This is a genomic window from Chryseomicrobium palamuruense (genome assembly GCF_042649045.1).
GTDB lineage: Bacteria > Bacillota > Bacilli > Bacillales_A > Planococcaceae > Chryseomicrobium > Chryseomicrobium palamuruense.
In genome coordinates, this window is sequence record NZ_JBHSEF010000011.1 from 93,727 (window position 1) to 110,141 (window position 16,415).

Here is a 16,415-nt window from a genome sequence, read left to right on the forward strand (position 1 = left end):
GAGGGTTTTTTTAGGAGTGGGAACTATGGAAAGTGTGAAGGTGATTCAAGAAAAGTTAAAAACATTAGAGAGTGAGAATGAATGGTTCACCACTCTTCGAACCGATCAGCGGTTGGGTGTCCAAAAGTTGATTAAAAGTTGGGACTCCCGTCAACAAAAGAAAATAAAAGCATGGGAAGAATACTTGGACCGTGTAAACTTTGACCTTTCCTTTGGTGAAGGAATCATCGCAGGGGTAGATGAGGCAGGACGAGGACCTCTCGCAGGACCTGTAGTTACAGCAGCAGTCATCTTGCCAGCCGATACAACTGTTTTTATCGACGTGAACGATTCAAAGCAGTTATCCAGAGAAAAGAGACAACGACTTGCTGAAATCATTCGGACGCACGCACTCAGTTATTTTATACATATCCAACCAGCGGGAGAGATTGATCGACTCAATATATATGAAGCCACGAAACAATCGATGAAAAAAGCTGTGGAGTCACTAGAGATAAAACCAGATTATGTTTTGGCAGATGCCATGCAGATTCCGGTCGACATGCCATGTCATTCCATTATCAAAGGAGATGCAAAGAGTTTGTCGATTGCAGCGGCTTCCATTCTTGCGAAAACCACACGAGATGAGTATATGAATGGACTGCATAAATCCTATCGGGATTACGGGTTTGATCAACACGCGGGATACGGGACGCCTCAGCATCTGGAGGCCATTGCAAGTGTAGGTATTTGCCCAGAACATCGTCATTCCTTCGAACCGATTAAAAGTCTCGACAAGAAGCGCTGAGAATTTTGAAAATTCGCTGTTTCCTGCAAATATTCAACTTTTGTGGACAGATTGTGACAGGTTTTATACAATGGGGAAGGTAGTAAACTCAATTCGTTCGATTGGAGGACGCACAATGAATATCCATGAATATCAAGGAAAACAATTGCTACGTCAATATGGAGTTGCCGTGCCAAACGGAATCGTTGCTTTCTCACCTGAAGAAGCAGTTAAAGCAGCGAAAGAATTAGGCTCAGCCGTGACAGTAGTAAAAGCTCAGATTCATGCTGGAGGACGCGGGAAAGCTGGCGGTGTTAAAATCGCTAAAACGCTTGATGAAGTCCGTGACTATGCGAAAGAACTTTTAGGTAAAGTATTGGTGACGCACCAAACGGGTCCTGAAGGAAAAGAAGTAAAACGTATCTATATCGAAGAGGGTAGTGATATTCAAAAAGAATATTACATCGGACTTGTTCTAGACCGTGCAACTTCTCGTGTTACACTTATGGGCTCTGAAGAGGGCGGAATGGACATCGAGGAAGTGGCAGCAAACACTCCTGAGCGTTTATTCTACGAAGAAATCGATCCAGTAGTGGGTCTTACAGGCTTCCAAGCACGTCGTATGGCGTTCAACATGAACATCCCTGCGAAACTTGTGAACAAAGCTGTGAAGTTCATGATGGGTCTTTACAAAGTATACGTTGAAAAAGATGCGGCAATCGTTGAAATTAACCCACTTGTTGTAACGGGTGATGATCAAGTTATTGCTCTTGATGCGAAATTCAACTTTGATGCTAACGCATTGTACCGTCATCCAGAAATCATGGAAATGCGTGATTATGATGAAGAAGATGCGAAAGAAATTGAAGCGTCCAAATATGACTTAAGCTATATTTCTTTAGATGGAAATATCGGTTGTATGGTTAACGGTGCAGGTCTTGCCATGGCAACTATGGATACGATCAGCTACTACGGCGGATCACCCGCGAACTTCCTTGACGTTGGGGGCGGTGCGACTGCTGAAAAAGTTACAGAAGCATTCAAAATTATCCTTTCTGACAAAAACGTAAAAGGTATTTTCGTGAATATCTTTGGTGGGATCATGAAGTGTGACGTCATCGCGGAAGGTGTTATCATCGCTGCGAAAGAAGTAGGGCTTCAAGTACCGCTTGTTGTTCGTCTTGAAGGTACAAACGTTGACCTAGGTAAGAAGATGCTGAATGAATCAGGCCTAAATATTATTGCGGCGGATTCTATGGCAGACGGCGCACAAAAAATCGTGAAACTTGTAGGATAAGAAAGGCAGGGAGATAAAATGAGCGTATATATTAATAAAGATACTAAGGTACTCGTTCAGGGGATCACGGGCTCAACTGCTCTTTTCCATACAAAACAAATGATTGAGTACGGAACTAAAATCGTTGCTGGTGTAACACCTGGTAAAGGTGGAACAGAAGTCGAAGGCGTTCCTGTTTTCAATACTGTTGAAGAAGCTGTTAAAGCAACAGGCGCAAATGTTTCTGTTATTTACGTCCCAGCTCCATTTGCTGCGGATGCTATTTTAGAAGCTGTTGATGCAGAACTTGATATGGCTATCTGTATCACTGAGCACATTCCAGTTCTAGATATGGTAAATGTGAAACGTTATATGGAAGGTAAGAAAACACGTTTAGTTGGACCCAACTGTCCGGGTGTTATCACGGCAGATGAGTGTAAAATCGGCATCATGCCTGGATACATTCATACAAAAGGTCACGTAGGCGTTGTTTCACGCTCTGGTACATTAACGTATGAAGCTGTTCACCAATTAACTCAAGCTGGTATTGGCCAAACAACAGCTGTAGGTATCGGTGGAGACCCAGTTAACGGGACAAACTTTATCGATGTATTAAAAGAGTTCAACGAGGATGAAGACACATATGCAGTCGTTATGATCGGTGAGATCGGTGGTACAGCAGAAGAAGAAGCTGCTGAATGGATCAAAGTGAACATGAAGAAACCTGTTGTCGGCTTCATCGGTGGACAAACAGCACCTCCTGGTAAACGTATGGGTCACGCTGGTGCAATTATCTCTGGTGGTCAAGGGACTGCTGAAGGTAAAATCAGCGCGATGAAAGATGCTGGTATGAAAGTAGCAGCTACTCCATCAGTTATCGGAGAAACACTGATTGAAGCAATCAAAGAAGCAGGTCTTTACGACGCTTGTAAAACACATTAAACTAGAAGGTACGGCAGACGCCGTATCTTTTTTATATCCCCAAATCCTACAAACTGAGGTGCTTATTGTCGAACCGTCAAACCTTGCTTGCCCTGCACAGCCTCTATCCGAGACCGTGGCCACAGCTTCAACCTCTGTACACTTATCTACTCTCACCAACTATGATCAAACCATTCTTGCCTGAAAATTTCTTACGCGACTGGAAACGCGTTGAACATTTTAATTTTGAGCGCTATTATCATCAACAACAGATTCGTCCCATCACCATTTTTGACTCTGACTATCCGTCCGATTGGAAAGAGTTGCATGACCCACCTGCTGTCGTCTATGCAAAAGGGAATCTTCATCATTTACGCTATCCCTATATCGCCATTGTGGGTGCAAGGAAGGCTTCTACGTATTCAGAGCGCTGCATCAACCTGCTCCTTCCTGCCATCCGAGAAAGAGGGTACGGAATCTGCAGCGGTATGGCTTTAGGAGCGGATGGTATGGCTCATCAGGCAGCTCTCTCATTACCCGTTCCAACGGTTGCTATTCTCGGGAACGGCTTTCATTTCATCTATCCGAAACAACATGAAAAATTGTTTAACAAATTATGTGAAACGGACCTCGTCCTCACCGAGTATCCACCCAATGCACCGCCCATGCCTCATCAGTTTATTGCCCGAAACCGACTAATTAGTGGACTCTCAAAAGCAGTCGTTATTACTGAAGCTGCCGAAAAAAGCGGTACGATGTCGACAGCGGATTTTGCGATTGACGCAGGAAAAGATGTTGCTACGTTTCCAGGACAGGTTTTTTCACCTCTGTCAATGGGTCCTCATTTGCTGATACAACAAGGCGCACAACTCATCCAGAGCACGACAGATTTTAGGGATTTTTTAGACCGGATCTGACGCACCAAAAAAGGAAACCCTTGCATTCGAAGCAAAACTGTTATACATTTTGCTTCAGGTATTTGTTTTTATCGGAAGCGGATTACCTTCTATTTAGAGGAGGCCAATGTATGTCAGATTATCTAGTCATTGTCGAGTCCCCAGCAAAAGCAAAAACAATTGAGAAGTACTTGGGGAAAAAATATAAAGTAAAAGCATCTGTTGGTCACGTTATTGACCTACCACGCAGTCAAATGGGTGTGGATGTAGAGAATAACTACCAACCAAAATATATTACGATTCGCGGCAAAGGCCCCATATTACAAGAACTGAAAACGGCAGCCAAAAAAGCTAAAAAAGTTTATCTCGCGGCTGACCCCGACAGAGAAGGAGAAGCGATTGCCTGGCATTTAGCAAATGCGCTTTCCATCGATGCGGATTCTGACTGTCGAGTTGTTTTTAATGAGATTACAAAAGAGGCTGTCATCAATTCATTCAAGCATCCACGACCATTAAACCGAGACCTCGTCGATGCACAACAAGCACGTCGCGTGTTGGATCGCCTCGTTGGGTACAATATCAGTCCTATTCTATGGAAGAAAGTGAAGAAAGGCCTCTCAGCAGGTCGAGTACAGTCGGTGGCACTACGTCTTATCATTGATCGTGAAAATGAAATTAAAAGTTTTGTACCGGAAGAATACTGGTCGATCGAAGGGCTCTTTGAAAAAAACAAGAAGCCATTTGATGCGATGTTCTACGGAACTTCTTCTGAGAAGCAAAAGCTTTCATCGAAAGAAGATGTCGATGCCGTCCTGAAAAATATAAAAGGTAAAAACTTCACAGTAGATAAAGTGATCAAGAAAGAACGCAAGCGGAACCCATCACCTGCATTCACGACATCATCTCTTCAACAAGAAGCGGCACGTAAATTAAATTTCCGTGCACGAAAGACGATGATGCTCGCACAACAGCTGTATGAAGGGATTGACCTTGGGAAAAAACAAGGGACTGTTGGTTTGATCACCTACATGCGTACAGATTCCACACGTATTTCAGATACAGCAAAATCTGAAGCAAAAGGTTTGATTGAAGAGAAGTATGGTAGTGATTACTTGTCAACTGCGGCTCCAGCGAAAACTTCGAAGAAATCACAAGATGCTCACGAAGCCATTCGCCCAACAAGCGCTCTTCGTTCTCCAGATGAAGTGAAAGCCATTCTTTCACGAGACCAATTCCGCCTGTACAAGCTTATTTGGGAGCGTTTCATTGCGAGCCAAATGTCTTCTGCAATTTTAGACACCGTAAGTGTAGACCTTGAAAACCAAGGCGTTATCTTCCGCGCAACAGGTTCTCAAGTGAAATTCCCTGGGTTCATGAAAGTGTATGTAGAAGGATCAGATGATCAAGTGGATGATAAAGACAAATTACTTCCGGACCTTGAAGAAGGGGAGAAGGTAAAAGCCACATCCATTGAACCAAAGCAACACTTCACACAGCCACCGCCACGCTTTACTGAGGCGCGCTTGGTAAAAACACTAGAAGAGCTAGGCATAGGTCGCCCATCCACATATGCGCCGACACTCGATACCATTCAAAAGCGAGGCTATGTAACACTAGAGAGCAAACGTTTTATTCCCACCGAACTTGGAACAATTGTTCATGAATTGATGGTGGAATTTTTCCCAGATATCATCAACATTGAATTCACGGCACAAATGGAAAAAGACCTTGATTTGATTGAAGAGGGTCAAATTGAATGGGTCAATTTGATCGACCAGTTCTACGGAAATTTTGAAAAGCACGTGAAACATGCGGATGTAGAAATGGAGAAAATTGAAATCAAAGATGAGCCTACAGGTGAAGATTGTGAAATATGTGGGTCTCCGATGGTGTACAAACTTGGACGTTACGGGAAGTTTATGGCGTGCAGCAATTTCCCAGAATGCCGTAACACAAAAGCCATTGTAAAAGAAATTGGTGTCGGATGTCCGAAATGTAAAAAAGGACAACTTCTGGAACGTAAGAGCAAAACGAAACGCATCTTCTATGGCTGTGATCAATTCCCAGAGTGTGATTTTGTATCATGGGATAAACCGATCAACCGTCCATGTCCGAAGTGTGAAGAATTACTCGTAGAAAAGAAATTGAAAAAAGGAATCCAGATCCAATGTGTTTCCTGTGACTATAAAGAAGAAGTACAAAGTTAGAAAGAAGGCATTGTCATGACGCAAGTAGTAAATGTAATAGGCGCTGGTTTAGCAGGTTCGGAAGCAGCGTGGCAGATTGCCAAACGTGGCATTCAAGTGAAATTGTATGAAATGAGACCGGTGAAGCAAACACCGGCTCACCACACAGATAAATTTGCAGAGTTGGTTTGTTCCAATTCACTTCGTGCGAATACAATCACAAACGCGGTAGGTGTAATCAAAGAAGAGATGCGTATGCTCGATTCGTTGATTATCCATTCCGCAGACAATAGTGCTGTGCCTGCTGGTGGCGCGTTAGCTGTTGACCGACATGATTTCGCAGGACGCGTCACGGATACGATCCGCAATCACCCGAATATTGAAATCATTCCGGGTGAGGTGACGGAAATCCCTGAAGGTATCACAATTATTGCAACAGGCCCACTTACTTCTCCAGCACTTGCTGAGAAAGTGAAAGAGCTGACAGGTCAAGACTATCTATACTTCTACGATGCAGCTGCACCAATTGTAGAAAAAGATAGTATCGATATGGAGAAAGTGTATTTAAAATCCCGGTACGATAAAGGAGAAGCCGCCTACCTCAACTGTCCAATGACAGAAGAAGAATTTGATCGTTTTTACAATGCGCTGATTGAAGCAGAAGTAGTGCCACTTAAGGAATTCGAAAAAGAAATTTACTTTGAAGGATGTATGCCTGTTGAAGTCATGGCAACACGTGGACGCAAAACACTTCTGTTTGGTCCCATGAAACCGGTTGGTCTTGAGGACCCGAAAACAGGGAAACGGCCATTTGCTGTCGTTCAACTTCGCCAAGATGATGCGGCAGGAACTCTATATAACATCGTTGGTTTCCAGACTCATTTGAAATGGGGGCCACAAAAAGAAGTGCTGCAACTTATTCCAGGTCTAGAGAATGTGGAGATTGTACGTTACGGTGTCATGCACCGCAACACCTTCATTAATTCACCGACTGTTTTAGAACCAACGTATCAGTTGAAAGCGAACAAACAGATTTTCTTTGCGGGTCAAATGACGGGTGTTGAAGGCTATGTAGAATCCGCTGGTAGCGGCCTACTTGCGGGAATCAATGCAGCACGCCTTGTAAAAGGAGAGGACCTTGTGGTGTTCCCTAAGGAGACTGCACTCGGTAGCATGGCTCGTTATATTACAGAAGCTGATTCAAAGAACTTCCAACCGATGAACATCAATTTCGGTCTTTTCCCGAATCTTCCACAGAAAATTCGTGATAAAAAAGAAAAAGCAGAGAAATTAGCCGATCGAGCACTTACAACAATTCGAAATTTTGTGACGACTGAATCGATTTAATTGCAGGAAGCCCCTATGGATTGATATAATCTTAGGGGCTTTTACTTATGGAGGAGAGACATATATGGGTGAACAGCAACTAAAGTTATTTCTTGAATTTATTCAGCTTGAAAAAAATTACTCGCCACATACTGTAAAAGAATATGATACAGACTTAACTCACTTTTTAGCTTTTTTAGCAAACGAATCCGTCTCTCGTTTTGACGAGGTTGAATATTTGCATGCAAGGTTGTATGCGACACAACTTTACGATGCACAACTTGCGAGAACGACGATATCCCGGAAGATATCTGCTATTCGTTCTTTTTTTAAATTTCTTTCAAAAGAGCATAATGTAACAACTGAAGCTTTCCAAGCGCTCTACCACCCCAAGCAGCAGAAGAAATTGCCGAAATTCTTCTACGAAGAAGAACTTGAACAATTGTTTATCGCAGCTGCTGGGCCTACGCCTCTTGATCAGCGAAATATGGCTCTATTGGAACTTCTGTACGCAACAGGGATGCGTGTTAGTGAGTTTACTGCACTCCAACTTTCTGCACTCGACTTGCCGTATGGAATTGTTCGGGTGATGGGGAAAGGAAGAAAAGAGCGCTATATTCCGATGGGGAGCTTTGCAACAGAAGCACTTGAAACTTATTTACAAGATGCACGTCCTCGCTTAATGAAGCACAAGCAGCATCCCTCTGTTTTTGTGAATCACAGAGGGGATCCACTAACCGATATGGGAGTCCGCCATATTCTGACGGAAGTCGTGAAGAAAAGTACACTAACAAAATCTATTCACCCCCACATGATTCGACATACGTTTGCCACACACTTATTAAATCGTGGAGCTGATATGCGAACGGTGCAAGAATTACTGGGACACAGCAGTTTGAATTCCACACAAATTTATACACATGTCACAAAGGATCATTTAGCATCCGTTTATAAAAATGCGCATCCGCGCGCTTAGGAGGACTTTCCATGTCAATTCATGCTACTACGATATTTGCGATCCAGCATAAAGGACAATGTGCCATGTCTGGCGATGGTCAAGTCACACTTGGCAATCAAGTGGTGATGAAGCATACTGCTAAAAAAGTGCGCCGCCTCTTTAACAATCAAGTCGTTGCAGGATTTGCAGGCTCCGTAGCGGATGCCTTTACGCTCTTTGAGAAGTTTGAAGCGAAACTCGAAATGTATAATGGCAACCTGCAACGCGCTGCTGTTGAGCTCGCGAAAGAATGGCGTGGGGATAAGATGCTACGCCAACTAGAAGCCATGCTGCTTGTCATGAACAAAGACACATTACTATTAGTATCAGGAACGGGCGAGGTGATCGAACCCGATGATGGCATCTTAGCGATTGGTTCTGGTGGGAACTATGCGCTTGCAGCCGGCCGTGCTTTAAAGAAATATAGTGGGGATGCACTGACAGCCAAAGAGATTGCTCAAGCGGCTCTTGAAACGGCTGCAGATATTTGTGTCTTCACTAACCATAATATTGTATTGGAGGCTATCGATCATGGTTAAAGAGACGACCCCAAAACAGACGAAAGCCTACTTGGATCAATACATCATTGGTCAGGAAGAGGCAAAAAAAGCCATCGCGATTGCGCTTCGTAATCGGTACCGTCGAAAACTTTTATCACAAGAGATGCAACAAGAAATTGTTCCGAAAAATATGTTGATGATTGGGCCGACTGGTGTCGGGAAAACTGAGATTGCTCGCCGGATTGCAAAATTGACGCGTGCGCCATTTATAAAAGTCGAAGCGACTAAGTTTACAGAAGTAGGTTATGTCGGGCGGGATGTTGAGTCGATGGTTCGAGACTTGGTGGAAGCGTCCATACGCCTTGTAAAAGAAGAGAAAATGGAAATGGTTCGACCTCAAGCAGAACGATTAGCGGAAGAGCAGTTAATTAAACACTTAGTTCCTTCTCTTAAGAAAAAAACAACACCAACAAATCCGTTCGAAGCGTTGCTCGGCGGTCGACAAGAACCCGAAGAAGAAGAAGATTCTTCTGTACGCATAAAACGTAGTGAGATTGCTGAAAAGCTACGAGCAGGGGAACTTGAAGAACAAGAAGTAACCATTCAAGTGACAGAAACGACACCTTCCTTCTTTGACATGATGCCAGGTGCAGACCAAGGACAAGGTGCTCAGATGCAGGACATGCTGTCGAGTCTCATACCGAAAAAGAAGAAAAAGCGAAAAATGAAAGTCAAAGATGCACGTCGTGCGCTGACAGCAGAGGAAGCAATGAAGCTCTTAGACACCGATGAAGTTAATCAAGCAGCAATTGAAAAAGCAGAACAAGATGGAATCATTTTTATTGATGAATTTGATAAGATTGCTGCTAAATCAGGCCACGGAGCAGATGTTTCTCGAGAAGGCGTCCAACGAGACATTCTTCCGATTGTCGAAGGTTCAACAGTAACGACCAAATACGGCGCAGTTCGAACTGATTATATGCTATTTATTGCTGCTGGTGCTTTTCATATGGCGAAACCATCGGACTTAATTCCAGAACTTCAAGGGCGCTTTCCAATTCGTGTAGAACTTGAGAAGTTATCAAAAGAAGATTTTGTCCGCATCTTAAAAGAGCCCAATCATTCCTTGATTCAACAATACACAGCGTTACTTGAAACAGAGGGTATTGAAATTGCCTTTACAGATGATGCAATTGAACGTCTCGGAGAGCTTGCTTTTGAAGTAAATCAGGAAACAGATAATATTGGAGCGCGTAGATTGCACACACTATTGGAGAAGTTGATGGAGGATTTATCGTACGAAGCTTCGGATATTGCACCTGCACATATCGATATTACGCCTGCATTTGTCGATAGCAAACTGAAAAGTATAGTAAAAAACAAAGATTTGTCACAATTCATCTTATAATTAATACATTTTAGTATCAAAAACAATTAAAAACCTTTAGAATATTTTATAAATAGAAAAAATTAAAAGTGGAGGTTCACAATGAATCTATTAGACAAAACACGCAAAATCAATTCGATGTTGCAAGCATCTGCAGGACAACAAGTGAATTTTAAAGAAATGGCTGAATCATTATCAGGAGTAATTGAGTGTAACGTATTTATCGTTAGTCGTAAAGGTAAGTTATTAGGGTTTGATATTAATCAACAAATTGATAACGATCGTATCATTCGTATGTTAGAGGATCGTCAGTTCCCAGAAGTCTATACAAAAAACCTTTTCAAACTAACAGAAACTTCTTCAAACTTGGATGTGGAAAGTGAATTCACTGCATTCCCAGTTGAAAATAAAGATTTATTCAAAGATGGTCTGACAACAATTGTGCCAATCAATGGTGGTGGAGAACGTTTAGGTACCCTCATCTTAGCGCGCATTAAAGATGCGTTCGGTGATGATGATTTAATTCTAGCTGAATACGGCGCTACAGTTGTGGGTATGGAAATCCTACGTGAGAAATCAGAAGAGATTGAACTCGAAGCACGAAGCAAGGCAGTCGTTCAAATGGCAATCAATTCACTTTCCTATAGTGAGCTAGAAGCAATTGAACATATTTTCGAAGAATTAAACGGAAATGAAGGTTTACTCGTCGCATCGAAAATTGCAGATCGTGTGGGAATCACTCGTTCGGTTATCGTCAATGCCTTACGTAAATTAGAATCTGCTGGTGTTATCGAGTCTCGTTCTTTAGGAATGAAAGGAACGTACATCAAAGTTCTAAACAATAAGTTCTTAGAAGAACTAGAAAATATGAAGCTTTAATTATTTCAAGCCGGACGTGAAAACGTTCGGTTTTTACTTTGTGAAATGCTTGCGACTGCTCTGGAAGTATGGTACATTATAAGACGGTATGATTATACACGCTGTTCTGATGGTTAAGCAGGTGCCCACTGGGTCGTTTAATCACAGGAAGAACGGCGGAAGTTTAAACCAATAGGAGGAAATATCATGTCAGTAATTTCTATGAAGCAACTACTTGAGGCTGGTGTACATTTCGGTCACCAAACTCGCCGCTGGAACCCAAAAATGAAGAAATATATCTTCGTTGAGCGTAACGGCATCTACATCATCGATCTTCAAAAAACGGTGAAAAAATTAGAAGAGGCATATTCTTATATGCGTCAAGTTGGCGAAGAAGGCGGTAAAGTCTTATTCGTTGGTACAAAAAAACAAGCTCAAGAAGCAATCAAAGAAGAAGCTGAACGTTCAGGTAACTACTACATCAACCAACGTTGGTTAGGTGGAACACTTACTAACTTCGGTACAATTCAAAAACGTGTTGCTCGTATGAAGCAAATTGAAAAAATGGAAGAAGACGGTACATTTGCTGTACTTCCTAAAAAAGAAGTAGTTCAACTTAAAAAAGAACACGAGCGCTTAGTGAAATTCCTAGGTGGAGTTCGTGATATGAAATCACTACCGGACGTTATGTTCGTTGTAGACCCGCGCAAAGAGCGTATCGCTGTCGCAGAAGCAATCAAGTTGCACATCCCGATCGTAGGTATCGTTGATACAAACTGTGATCCAGATGAAATTGACTATGTAATTCCAGCAAACGACGATGCAATCCGTGCTGTAAAACTTCTAACTGGTAAAATGGCAGATGCTTTACTTGAAGCAAAACAAGGTGAAGAACTTGCTGAATCTACTGAAGAAGTAGCAGCTGAGTAATTATTAAAACGAACAGGTGATAAGCGGCCCATCCACTTATCACCTTTTTTTAAGAAAAGTATTCGGTATAGGAGGAATTAATCATGGCAGTAACAGCTCAAATGGTTAAAGAATTACGCGAAAAAACAGGCGCAGGTATGATGGACTGTAAAAAAGCACTAGTAGAAACAAATGGCGATATGGAAGCAGCTATTGATTTTCTACGTGAAAAAGGTCTTTCATCTGCAGCTAAAAAAGCAGACCGTATTGCTGCTGAAGGAACAACAGCAATCGAAGTTGATGGAAACAAAGCAGTTTTAGTTGAAATTAATGCAGAAACAGATTTCGTTGCAAAAAACGAAAACTTCCAACAGTTAGTAAAAGAAATTTCTACTCACTTACTAACAACTGAGCCAGCTTCAGTAGAAGAAGCACTTGCTTCAACTATGGACAACGGTTCTACAGTTGAGAACCACATTTCAAATGCGGTTGCTAAAATTGGTGAAAAAATTACCCTTCGTCGTTTCGACATCAAAACAAAAACAGACGCAGATGCTTTCGGACCTTACCTACACATGGGTGGACGTATTGGTGTTTTAGCGGTTCTTGAAGGAACAACTGACGAAGCGGCAGCAAAAGATGTAGCTATGCACATCGCTGCTTTAAACCCACAATATATCTCACGTGACGAAGTTTCTGCTGAAGAAGTAGAGCGTGAACGCAAAGTATTAACTGAGCAAGCTCTAAACGAAGGCAAACCAGAGAACATCGTTGCGAAAATGGTAGAAGGTCGACTAAGCAAATACTTCGAAGATGTTTGTGTTCTTGACCAAGCATTCGTTAAAAACCCAGATCAAAAAGTTCGCGACTTCGTGAAAGCAACTGGTGGAGAACTTGTTTCATTCACTCGTTATGCTGTTGGTGAAGGTATCGAAAAACGTGAAGATAACTTTGCTGAAGAAGTTATGAGCCAAGTTAAAGGTAACTAATTAGATACGAAATAGATATAGGGGACACACTCGTGTGTTCCCTATTTTTCAAGACAAAATCTGGGAGGATACACATGACAACACCACCATATAAACGAATCGTATTGAAGCTGAGCGGAGAAGCACTTGCCGGTGAGCAAGGCTTTGGCTTATCTCCAACTATCATTAAATCTGTTGCGGAACAAGTGAAAGACGTAGTAGATTTAGATATTGAGGTAGCTGTAGTAGTAGGAGGCGGCAATATTTGGCGCGGCAAAGTGGGAAGTGAAATGGGTATGGACCGGGCAACAGCTGACTACATGGGAATGCTTGCAACAGTGATGAACTCACTTGCTCTTCAAGATGCGCTGGAAAAACAAGGCGTTGAATCCCGTGTACAAACGTCGATTGAAATGCGCCAGGTGGCGGAACCGTATATTCGCCGAAAAGCCATTCGTCACCTTGAAAAAGGACGCGTTGTAATCTTTGCTGCAGGCACAGGAAATCCGTATTTCTCAACGGATACCACTGCTGCGTTACGTGCTGCTGAAATCGAAGCAGATGTTATTTTAATGGCGAAAAATAATGTGGACGGTGTGTATTCTGCAGATCCAAAAGTCGATCCGTCAGCTGTAAAATATGAAAACTTATCTTTCTTAGAAGTTATTCAAAATGGCCTTCAAGTAATGGATTCGACGGCATCAACGTTATGTATGGACAACGATATTGATCTTATTGTATTCTCAATTATGGAAAATGGTAATATTAAAAAAGCGGCACTAGGTGAAACGATTGGGACTGTCGTGAGGAGGAATTCATAATGACGAAACAAGTGATTGACCAAACAAAAGATAAAATGGAAAAATCGGTACAGGCATTCTCACGTGAGATTGCTTCAATTCGTGCGGGCCGTGCAAACGCATCTCTACTTGATAAAATCACGGTAGATTATTACGGAGCACCGACACCAATCAACCAATTAGCAGGCGTATCTACTCCGGAAGCTCGGTTGCTAGTTATTCAACCTTATGATAAAACGGCATTAGGGGATATTGAAAAAGCCATCATGAAATCCGATCTAGGCATTTCTCCATCCAATGATGGATCTGTCATTCGCTTGGCGATCCCTGCTTTAACAGAAGAGCGTCGTAAGGATCTTGCGAAGCTTGTGAAAAAAGAAGCAGAAGACGCGAAAGTACACGTTCGCAATGTTCGTCGTGATGGGAATGAAGATCTTAAGAAACTTGAAAAAAACGGGGACATCACGGAAGACGATCTTCGCACCTTCCAAGAAGACGTGCAGAAGTTGACAGACCAGTATATCGCGAAAATCGATGAGCTGGCGAAAGCGAAAGAAAACGAGATTATGGAAGTCTAAGTTTCCGAGCACCTTTTTGGAGGGTGCTTTTTTTGTGGATTGGAATAATAGCAATCAAATTGTATTGATGTGAATCGTGTGGAGATGGGTGGGGAATGGTTTAATCTATTAGTGGTTTGTGGTCACTGGTGCGGAAGATGATTTGACTGGTGCGAATTTCACGCCCACTGGTACGAAAAACGCGTCCACTCGTGCGGACCCGGTCGACTGGTGCGAATTCGACCTCCACTAGTGCGAAAACCGTCACGACTGAAGTGGTTTGCACTTCCCTCCTGTGCGGGACGCTAATCTAACATCAAAATAAAGAAAATCAAATGAATGTTTCCTCCTCCCAACCCCAAGGAACCTTCCCTATCACCAAACGTTCCGTTAATGGAGAAAAAAAACCAACTCAATGCCACATGAAATTTGGTATGATAGGATATATATGTCTTGATACGAGCGTTTGGAGGAAATTATACATGTTTAAAAAGCTTTTTAGTCAAAAGCAAAGTCAGCCTGACGAAGCTGACCACCCACTTACCGGATTGGGTCTGATTCCAGAACATATCGCCATCATCATGGATGGGAATGGACGCTGGGCGACCAAACGTTCGTTACCCCGAATCGCAGGTCATCATGAAGGCATGAAAACGGTTCGAAAGATCACGCGCCATGCAAATGACCTCGGTGTTAAAGTACTGACGCTTTATGCGTTTTCAACAGAAAACTGGACGCGGCCTAAAAAAGAAGTTGAATTCTTAATGCGATTACCTGAAGAATTTTTAGGAACGTATTTACCCGAATTAGTTGAACGTAATGTGCGCGTTCAGATTATGGGAGATTTTGATTCGCTTCCCACCCATACGCAAAGAGCCGTCCAAAAAGCAATGGATGAAACAAAAGATAATACAGGCCTCATCTTAAATTTCGCACTTAACTATGGTAGTCGCGCGGAAATTGTTCAAGCCATGAAAGCCATTGCTCATGCGGTGAAGCAAGGGAAGCTAGAACCGGAAGATGTCACTGACCAATGTATAGCAGAACATTTGATGACGAAACATTTGATGGAGCCCGATTTATTGATCCGTACAAGTGGGGAAGTCCGACTGAGCAATTTTATGTTGTGGCAACTTGCCTACACGGAATTTTGGTTTACAGACGTATTGTGGCCAGACTTTGATGAAGCCTGTTTAAATGAAGCAATTCAAGTGTTTCAAAAACGGAATCGTAGATATGGCGGGCTAGAGGGGGAGTCGAAATGAAACAGCGTATCATTACGGCCATCATTGCGCTCGCACTATTTGTTCCCGTCGTCTTGTACGGAGGAATTGCTTTTACACTTGCCGTTTATTTTATTGCTACAGTTGCGCTTTATGAAATTCTCCGGATGAAGCAGATTCGTCTCGTTTCGATTCCGGGAGCACTTGCTCTTATAAATCTTTATATCATGCTAATGCCACAACAATATGAGTCGTCCCTCATCGGCTGGACTGGCCATGACCGGATGACACTCGTATTTGTCCTTGTCTTTATGTTGCTTCTGTATGCAGTACTTGTGAAAAACACATTTACGTATGATGACGCAGCGTTTGTTTTTTTTGGCATGATGTATATAGGAATCGGGTTCTACTATCTGATTGAAACACGTCTAGTCGACTTAATCTATGTACTATTTGCCTTACTTATTGTGTGGACGACAGATTCAGGGGCATATTTTGCCGGAAGGAAATTTGGGAAGAAAAAGTTGTGGCCAGAAATTTCTCCGAATAAGACGATCGAAGGTTTTTACGGGGGAATACTAGCTGCAATTATCTTTGCCGTGTTATTGAATGTAGTTTTCCCATTTGCCGACACATGGCTTCAATTAATTTTTGTTACGATTGCAGCTTCTATCATCGGTCAATTTGGAGACTTGGCAGAATCAGCTATCAAACGCCATTACCATGTTAAGGATTCCGGGACGTTACTTCCTGGGCATGGCGGAATGCTTGACCGATTTGATTCACTACTATTTGTCGTACCACTCTTACACTTTTTACACTTTATCCCTTAAAGGGACGCAGAC

17 protein-coding genes are annotated in these 16,415 nt (G+C 42.5%); 16 read left to right on the top strand and 1 reads right to left on the bottom strand.

Annotated features, from left to right (window positions below; translation table 11 throughout):
* Nucleotides 1-25 precede the first annotated feature (25 nt).
* From ACFO0S_RS05010 to frr, 14 genes are all read left to right on the top strand, one after another.
* A complete protein-coding gene (locus ACFO0S_RS05010) occupies nt 26-787 on the top strand; it encodes a ribonuclease HII (protein WP_378140715.1) in 762 nt (253 codons plus the stop codon).
* A 115-nt stretch (nt 788-902) separates the two neighbouring features.
* Nucleotides 903-2,063, top strand: a complete 1,161-nt coding sequence (gene sucC / locus ACFO0S_RS05015) for an ADP-forming succinate--CoA ligase subunit beta (RefSeq protein WP_378140716.1) — start codon at nt 903-905, stop codon at nt 2,061-2,063.
* A gap of 18 nt (nt 2,064-2,081) precedes the next feature.
* On the top strand, nt 2,082-2,984 hold the full coding sequence (sucD, locus tag ACFO0S_RS05020) for a succinate--CoA ligase subunit alpha (RefSeq protein ID WP_378140717.1): 903 nt from the start codon (nt 2,082-2,084) through the stop codon (nt 2,982-2,984).
* A gap of 65 nt (nt 2,985-3,049) precedes the next feature.
* Nucleotides 3,050-3,880, top strand: coding sequence for a DNA-processing protein DprA (gene dprA / locus ACFO0S_RS05025; RefSeq protein WP_378140718.1), 831 nt, complete (start codon nt 3,050-3,052; stop codon nt 3,878-3,880).
* Between the two features lie 110 nt (nt 3,881-3,990).
* The gene (gene topA, locus ACFO0S_RS05030; RefSeq protein ID WP_378140719.1) at nt 3,991-6,066 is read left to right on the top strand and encodes a type I DNA topoisomerase; all 2,076 of its coding nucleotides are present in this window, start codon (nt 3,991-3,993) and stop codon (nt 6,064-6,066) included.
* A gap of 15 nt (nt 6,067-6,081) precedes the next feature.
* Nucleotides 6,082-7,392: an FADH(2)-oxidizing methylenetetrahydrofolate--tRNA-(uracil(54)-C(5))-methyltransferase TrmFO gene (trmFO, locus tag ACFO0S_RS05035; protein WP_378140720.1), complete on the top strand. Its 1,311-nt coding sequence runs from the start codon at nt 6,082-6,084 to the stop codon at nt 7,390-7,392.
* Nucleotides 7,393-7,456: 64 nt separating this feature from the next.
* Complete coding sequence (gene xerC / locus ACFO0S_RS05040) at nt 7,457-8,347, top strand: tyrosine recombinase XerC (RefSeq protein ID WP_378140721.1); 891 nt, start codon at nt 7,457-7,459, stop codon at nt 8,345-8,347.
* Nucleotides 8,348-8,358: 11 nt separating this feature from the next.
* Entirely contained in the window at nt 8,359-8,907 is a 549-nt protein-coding gene (hslV, locus tag ACFO0S_RS05045; RefSeq protein WP_378140722.1) for an ATP-dependent protease subunit HslV, read from the top strand.
* Nucleotides 8,900-10,276, top strand: a complete 1,377-nt coding sequence (gene hslU / locus ACFO0S_RS05050) for an ATP-dependent protease ATPase subunit HslU (RefSeq protein ID WP_378140723.1) — start codon at nt 8,900-8,902, stop codon at nt 10,274-10,276. The genes hslV and hslU overlap by 8 nt, the downstream gene beginning before the upstream one ends.
* A gap of 81 nt (nt 10,277-10,357) precedes the next feature.
* A complete protein-coding gene (gene codY / locus ACFO0S_RS05055; protein WP_378140724.1) occupies nt 10,358-11,134 on the top strand; it encodes a GTP-sensing pleiotropic transcriptional regulator CodY in 777 nt (258 codons plus the stop codon).
* 186 nt (nt 11,135-11,320) lie between these two features.
* A complete protein-coding gene (rpsB, locus tag ACFO0S_RS05060; protein ID WP_378140725.1) occupies nt 11,321-12,043 on the top strand; it encodes a 30S ribosomal protein S2 in 723 nt (240 codons plus the stop codon).
* Between the two features lie 83 nt (nt 12,044-12,126).
* On the top strand, nt 12,127-13,011 hold the full coding sequence (tsf, locus tag ACFO0S_RS05065) for a translation elongation factor Ts (protein WP_378140726.1): 885 nt from the start codon (nt 12,127-12,129) through the stop codon (nt 13,009-13,011).
* Nucleotides 13,012-13,085: 74 nt separating this feature from the next.
* Complete coding sequence (gene pyrH / locus ACFO0S_RS05070) at nt 13,086-13,811, top strand: UMP kinase (protein WP_378140727.1); 726 nt, start codon at nt 13,086-13,088, stop codon at nt 13,809-13,811.
* Nucleotides 13,811-14,368 (top strand): ribosome recycling factor, encoded by a 558-nt coding sequence (gene frr / locus ACFO0S_RS05075; protein WP_378140728.1) that lies wholly within the window; start codon nt 13,811-13,813, stop codon nt 14,366-14,368. Before pyrH ends, frr begins: the two co-directional genes overlap by 1 nt.
* A gap of 100 nt (nt 14,369-14,468) precedes the next feature.
* On the opposite strand, the gene ACFO0S_RS05080 is transcribed toward frr, so the two are convergent.
* On the bottom strand, nt 14,469-14,633 hold the full coding sequence (locus ACFO0S_RS05080) for a hypothetical protein (protein WP_378140729.1): 165 nt from the start codon (nt 14,631-14,633) through the stop codon (nt 14,469-14,471).
* A gap of 196 nt (nt 14,634-14,829) precedes the next feature.
* On the opposite strand from ACFO0S_RS05080, the gene ACFO0S_RS05085 reads away from it, so the two are divergent.
* Nucleotides 14,830-15,612 carry an isoprenyl transferase gene (locus tag ACFO0S_RS05085; RefSeq protein WP_378140730.1) on the top strand — a complete coding sequence of 261 codons (783 nt, stop codon included), beginning with the start codon at nt 14,830-14,832 and terminating at the stop codon, nt 15,610-15,612.
* On the top strand, nt 15,609-16,403 hold the full coding sequence (locus ACFO0S_RS05090) for a phosphatidate cytidylyltransferase (RefSeq protein WP_378140731.1): 795 nt from the start codon (nt 15,609-15,611) through the stop codon (nt 16,401-16,403). Before ACFO0S_RS05085 ends, ACFO0S_RS05090 begins: the two co-directional genes overlap by 4 nt.
* Nucleotides 16,404-16,415 lie beyond the last annotated feature (12 nt).